Origin of the sequence: Candidatus Protofrankia californiensis, from assembly GCF_900634765.1 — a bacterium.
Taxonomy (GTDB): domain Bacteria; phylum Actinomycetota; class Actinomycetes; order Frankiales; family Frankiaceae; genus Protofrankia; species Protofrankia californiensis.
Map to the genome: position 1 here is coordinate 1 of NZ_CAAAFT010000140.1, position 6,412 is coordinate 6,412.

Consider the following 6,412-nt stretch of genomic DNA (forward strand, 5'->3'; position numbering starts at 1 on the left):
GGGGCGTTCGGGGTCGCTTCCCCGCGGTGCCAGGTGGGTATCGAGCAGTGGGTGGTCAGATAGGTGACCGGTCGGTGGGGTGGGTGCCGCGTCCTGCGGCGTGCACAGATTCAATCCGTACGGCGTGGACGTGCCGGGACGCGGCAGGCGGAGCATAGGCTGATCCACGCGAGCCGCGCGATAGAGCTCTCACCGGGCGTCTGTAAGGGGTACCGTCCCCACACGAGGATGTGACGGCCATCAGCCCGAAGTCGCCGGCATGCGCAACAGTCGGTAACGCGGGCAGGATAGTAACAGACAGGCGACGACTGGGCGGCCAGGCCGCCCCTGACCTGCAGGCGACACCATCGTCTGGACGAAGGGACTGAGTCCTCGGTGGCACGCATAGGTGACGGCGGCGACCTGCTCAAGTGCTCGTTCTGCGGCAAGTCCCAGAAACAGGTGAAGAAGCTCATCGCCGGACCGGGCGTCTACATCTGTGACGAGTGCATCGATCTCTGCAACGAGATCATTGAGGAAGAGCTGTCGGAATCTTCCGATCTCAAGTGGGACGAGCTGCCGAAGCCGCGCGAGATCTATGAGTTCCTGGACAGTTACGTCGTTGGTCAGGAGCAGGCCAAGAAGACCCTGTCGGTTGCCGTCTACAACCACTACAAGCGGGTCCAGGCCGGTGGGGCTGGCGGCGACGCCAAGAGTGATGTAGAGCTTGCGAAAAGTAATATTCTTCTGCTGGGGCCCACCGGGTGCGGCAAGACACTGCTGGCGCAGACCCTCGCTCGGATGCTCAACGTCCCGTTCGCGATCGCCGACGCAACGGCGCTCACCGAGGCCGGCTACGTGGGCGAGGACGTCGAGAACATCCTGCTCAAACTTATCCAGGCTGCCGACTACGATGTCAAGAAAGCTGAAACCGGCATCATCTACATTGATGAGGTCGACAAGATCGCGCGTAAGTCGGAGAATCCGAGCATCACTCGGGATGTTTCCGGCGAGGGTGTTCAGCAGGCGCTGCTGAAAATACTGGAGGGGACGACCGCGAGCGTGCCGCCCCAGGGCGGCCGCAAACACCCGCACCAGGAGTTCATCCAGATCGACACCACAAATGTCCTGTTCATCGTGGGTGGAGCTTTTGCCGGACTTGACCGTATCATCGACTCGCGCATAGGCAAGAAATCACTGGGATTCCGGGCGGTCCTGCACGGAAAGGACGATCCGGACGCCGCGAGCGTCTTCACCGACGTCATGCCGGAGGATCTGCTCAAGTACGGGATGATTCCCGAGTTCGTAGGTCGTCTACCGGTGATCACCAGTGTGTCGAACCTCGACCGGGAGGCGCTGATCCGCATTCTCACCGAGCCGAAGAACGCGCTGGTCCGGCAGTACAAGAAACTGTTCGAACTGGACGGCGTCGACCTCGACTTCACCGCGGACGCCCTCGACGCGATCGCGGATCAGGCGATTCTACGCGGAACCGGCGCGCGGGGGCTGCGTGCGATCATGGAAGAGGTCCTGTTGTCGGTCATGTACGACATCCCGAGCCGCAAGGACGTCGCCCGGGCCGTGGTGACGCGTGAGGTCGTCCTGGAACACGTCAACCCGACGCTGGTCCCGCGTGACCGTGACGTTGCCGCGTCCAAGCGAACCCCTCGCCAGGAGAAGTCGGCCTGACGTGGTGGCAGACGACGATGCCGGTCTCGCCCGGGTCGAGAAGGCCCTGGCCGGACGTTTCCCGCACCGGATGCTCCCGGATCTGGAACGGATGCGCGACCTGGTCGATCTGTTGGGCCGGCCGCAGCGGGTCTACCCGTCGATCCACCTGACCGGGACCAACGGCAAGACCTCCACCGCCCGCATGGCGGACTCGCTGCTGCGCGCATTCGGGATCAGGCCTGGCCGTTACACCTCCCCGCACCTGGAGAGCGTCACCGAGCGCATCAGCCTGGACGGCCGGCCTGCCTCGGCGGATGTCTTCACCCGGGCCTACGACGATGTCATCGCGTACGCCGAGCTTGTCGACGGCCGGCATCCGGAGAAGGTCACGTTCTTCGAACTGCTGACCGCGATGGCGTTCTCGGCGTTCGCGGACGCGCCGGTCGACGTCGCCGTCGTCGAGGTCGGGATGGGCGGGACCTGGGATGCGACCAACGTCCTGGACGCCGCGGTGGCGGTCGTGACCCCGATCTCCATCGATCATCCGGAGCTCGGGGACACCCCCGAGGCGGTGGCGGTGGAGAAGGCCGGGATCATCCATCCGGGCACGCTCGCCGTGCTCGCCCAGCAACCGTTGCCGGCAGCCGAGGTGCTCCTACGCCGGTGCGCCGAGGTGGGGGCGACGGTGGTGCGGGAAGGGCTGGAGTTCGGGGTTCTCGGCCGTACCGTCGCCGTCGGCGGGCAGATGGTGACTTTCCGTGGTCTCGGCGGGGTCTACGAGAACCTGTTCCTACCCCTGCACGGACAGCACCAGGCCCACAACGCCGCATGCGCGCTGGTGGCTGTCGAGAGCTTCCTCGGCGGCGGCCGGGAGCTGCTCGACATCGATGCGGTGCGGGCGGGCTTCGCCCAGGCCGACTCCCCGGGGCGCATCGAGGTGGTCCGGCGCTCGCCCACGGTGCTGCTGGACGGCGCGCACAACCTCGCGGGCGCGCAGGCGCTCGTCGAGGCCGTGGACGAGGCGTTCGGCTTCGACTGTCTCGTCGGTGTCGTGGGGATACTTGCCGACAAGGACGCCGCCGGCATCCTGGCCACCCTCGAATCGGTGTTGCACGCCGTCGTCGTCACCCAGAGCGGATCACCGCGGGCGATGCCCGTCGACGACCTCGCGGCAGTCGCGGTGGACATCTTCGGCCCCGACCGGGTGGAGGTCGCCGCCCGCCTCGACGACGCGCTCGACGTCGGCGTCCGGCTGGCAGAGCAGGACGCCGACCTCGGCGGTGCCGGGGTCCTGGTGACCGGGTCGTTGGTGACGGTGGGGGAGGCCCGGCACCTGCTGCGTCGCTGACCGGTAGGTTGCCAGTGAACCGGACGTGGCGTGACTGTGGATCCGTGGCTGTAGATCATGGTCTGTCGCGCCGCCGAGGCTGCAAGGTCCACACACTGCAAGGTCCACGCAAGGTCTACACGCTGCAAGGTCTACAGCAGCCGCGGAATACCGCGGCTGTCCGTGCGAGTAAGCAGAAGAAGGAGTTCCGTGTCCGTCGAACGTACCCTCGTTCTGGTCAAGCCCGATGGCGTCAGCCGTGGCCTCGTCGGCGAGGTCGTCGGCCGGCTGGAACGCAAGGGTCTGACCCTGGTCGCGCTCGAGCTACGCACCCTGCAACGGTCGGTTGCCGAGACCCACTACGGCGAGCACGCCGCCAAGCCGTTCTTCGGCGAACTGGTCGACTTCATCGTTTCCGGCCCGTTGGTCGCGCTGGTGGTTCAGGGGCCGCGGGCGGTCGAGGCCGTGCGCGGCCTGATCGGCGCCACCGACCCGGTCAAGGCAGCTCCTGGATCACTGCGTGGTGACTACGCCCTGGAGATCGGGCAGAACCTCGTCCACGGTTCCGACTCGCCCGAGTCCGCCAAGCGCGAGATCGACCTGTTCTTCCCCGGGCTGAGCTGACCCTCGCTCGAACGGACCCGGGTGCACCGACCGGGTGGCGTGCCGCTCGTCGGTCGGTGCACCCGCGGTGCGTCCGGCGGGTGGGTTCCTCGTTCGTCTGGGTTACGGAGTGCTGTCACTCCGGGTGTCTTCAGTGGGTTGTCTCAGGTAGCATCCTTGCTACTCCGAGTGTTAGAACTGGTCGTACGGGTTGGGGCTGGCAGGCCTGGTGACCCGGCGTGGTGCGTGAACCGTTACACGCCACGTATCCCTCACATCCGCGGCAGGCTCGAGGGGCCCGGTTTACGCTCTTTGGTATCTGCAACAGCGTCTCTACTGGATTGCCGGACTACTGGACTACTGGATGGGGCCCGTCGAACAAGCAGTGGACACGTCGTTACGGACACCGCCTGCCCTGTACACCCAACACGCCCTGCATGCGCACCCAGACCGCATACCCGGGAAGGCCGGCATCCGACGATGTCCAGTTCGTTGTCGTTCCTAGGCCGTGACATGGCCGTGGACCTTGGCACCGCCAACACCCTCGTCTACGTCCGTGGTCGCGGAATCGTGCTGAATGAACCCAGCGTGGTCGCGATAAACACCACCACGACGGGGATCCTCGCGGTCGGGACCGAGGCGAAGCGGATGATCGGCCGTACTCCCGGCAACGTGGTCGCGATCCGTCCGCTCAAGGACGGTGTCATCGCGGATTTCGACACCACCGAGCGTATGTTGCGCTACTTCATCCAGAAGGTCCATCGGCGGCGGCACTTCGCCAAGCCGCGCCTGGTCGTGTGCGTCCCGTCCGGCATCACCGGAGTCGAGCAGCGGGCGGTGAAGGACGCCGGCTACCAGGCCGGCGCGCGCAAGGTCTACATCATCGAGGAGCCGATGGCCGCGGCCATCGGGGCCGGGCTGCCCGTGCACGAACCCACCGGCAACATGGTGGTCGACATCGGTGGCGGCACCACCGAGGTGGCGGTGATCTCTCTCGGCGGGATCGTGACCAGTCAGTCCATCCGGACCGCAGGGGACGAGCTGGATACGGCGATCATCTCCTACGTCAAGAAGGAGTACTCGCTCATGCTCGGTGAGCGGACCGCGGAGGAGATCAAGATGGCAATCGGTTCCGCGCACAAGTTGTCGGACGAGCCGAGTGCTGAGATCCGCGGCCGGGACCTGGTCTCGGGCCTGCCCAAGACCATCGTCGTCACCGCCGAGGAGATCCGCAAGGCAATCGAGGAGCCGGTGAACGCGGTCATCGACGCAGTCAAGGTCACCCTTGACAAGTGTCCGCCGGAGCTGTCCGGTGACATCATGGACCGCGGGATCGTGCTGACCGGCGGGGGAGCGCTCCTGCGCGGCCTGGACGAACGTCTGCGCCACGAGACCGGAATGCCGATCCACATAGCCGACAACCCGCTGCACTCGGTCGCCATGGGGTCCGGCAAGTGCGTCGAGGAGTTCGAGGCGTTGCAACAGGTACTCATCTCCGAGCCCCGTCGCTGACTGTCCGCAGGTACGGAGGTTCTCAGGTACGGAGGCCGGTGGTGGGACGTGACACCCGGCGTTCCCGCATGATCATCCTCGTGCTGCTTGTCGTGGCCTTCACTCTGATCACCGTTGACTACCACTCGAGTGACAGCTCGTCGGGCCTGCGCGGCGCGCTACGCGACGTCTTCGGCGGGGTCGAGACAGCGGTCACCACGGTCACCCGACCGATCGGGCGTACCCTGTCGTCGCTGGCCCATCCCAACCGCTACCAGAAGCGCGCCGACGCCCTCGCCGCGGAGAACGCCGAGCTCAAGCGGCGCCTGGCCGAGGATGACGAGGCGCGGCGGCAGGCCGCGGCACTGTCCAGCCTGCGGCTGCTCGCCGACCGGGGACAGTACACGATCATCCCGGCCAGGGTCGTCGCGATCGGTGACATCACCGGGACCGACTGGACCGTCACGATCAATGCTGGCAGCGCCGACGGGGTCACCCCGGACAAGCTGGTACTCAACAGTGACGGGCTCGTCGGCACGGTCCTGACCGCGACCGCCCACACCGCCGTGGTCCAGCTGGCCTCCAGTCCGGCGAGCCATATCGGCGCGCGACTGGAGAACACCAGGCTGCTCGGTGCGGTGGCGGGCCGAGGCGGTCCGGACGCCCTGACGTTCACCCTCTACGACGCCACGCTCCAGGTGAAGACAGGTGATCGCCTGGTTACGTTCGGCAGTGCCGACTATGCCGGTGGGGTACCGATCGGCGTCGTCACCAAGGTCCTGGACTCCGGCGGGGGCCTCTCGCGCTCGGCCGAGGTCACCACCTTCGCCGCCCTGGGTTCGCTGGACCTGGTCGGTGTCGTCGTCGGCACACCCGCGACCGATCCGGGTGACCGGGTGCTGGCGCCGCGCCCGGTGCCGCCGCCGGCCACCGCGCCGCCGCCGCCGGCCACCGCGCCGCCGTCGCAGCAGCCGTCAGCCACCGCGTCGCCGTCACCGTCATCCGTGCCCGGCGCGCCCGTACGGATCTCCCCGACACCGACACTCGCCCCCGCGGCGAGGACGTCCACCGGCTGAGGCGGGGTCATGTGGAACATGGGCATGCGTGCCCCCGAGGTTCGGGGCAGGATCGTCGTGGTCACCGTCGCCGTGATGGTCGTCCTGACCGTGCTGCAACTGTCCGTTATCGCCGCGCTCGACCTGCCGCTGGGCGGCCCCGACATCGTCCTGATCGTGCTTTCCTTCGTGGCGCTGAGTCAGGGACCCGTTGTCGGCGCGGTTGTCGGCTTCACCGTCGGGCTGCTCGCGGACCTGCTCTCCACGCACGTCCTCGGCCAGACCG

Annotated in this window: 6 protein-coding genes; all 6 read left to right on the forward strand. The window is 67.0% G+C overall.

What is annotated here, in order from left to right; translation table 11 throughout:
* Positions 1–375: 375 nt before the first annotated feature.
* Positions 376–1,668: an ATP-dependent Clp protease ATP-binding subunit ClpX gene (gene clpX / locus DD1DGNOD_RS08360; RefSeq protein ID WP_131765990.1), complete on the forward strand. Its 1,293-nt coding sequence runs from the start codon at positions 376–378 to the stop codon at positions 1,666–1,668.
* 1 nt (position 1,669) lies between these two features.
* Positions 1,670–2,998 (forward strand): bifunctional folylpolyglutamate synthase/dihydrofolate synthase, encoded by a 1,329-nt coding sequence (locus DD1DGNOD_RS08365; protein ID WP_165034832.1) that lies wholly within the window; start codon positions 1,670–1,672, stop codon positions 2,996–2,998.
* A 189-nt stretch (positions 2,999–3,187) separates the two neighbouring features.
* Positions 3,188–3,601, forward strand: a complete 414-nt coding sequence (gene ndk, locus DD1DGNOD_RS08370) for a nucleoside-diphosphate kinase (protein ID WP_131765991.1) — start codon at positions 3,188–3,190, stop codon at positions 3,599–3,601.
* A 459-nt stretch (positions 3,602–4,060) separates the two neighbouring features.
* Positions 4,061–5,092 (forward strand): rod shape-determining protein, encoded by a 1,032-nt coding sequence (locus tag DD1DGNOD_RS08375; protein WP_131765992.1) that lies wholly within the window; start codon positions 4,061–4,063, stop codon positions 5,090–5,092.
* 41 nt (positions 5,093–5,133) lie between these two features.
* Positions 5,134–6,147 carry a rod shape-determining protein MreC gene (gene mreC / locus DD1DGNOD_RS08380; RefSeq protein WP_131769831.1) on the forward strand — a complete coding sequence of 338 codons (1,014 nt, stop codon included), beginning with the start codon at positions 5,134–5,136 and terminating at the stop codon, positions 6,145–6,147.
* Between the two features lie 24 nt (positions 6,148–6,171).
* A partial coding sequence (mreD, locus tag DD1DGNOD_RS29070) for a rod shape-determining protein MreD (protein WP_241255565.1) occupies positions 6,172–6,412 on the forward strand: 241 nt, incomplete at its 3' end.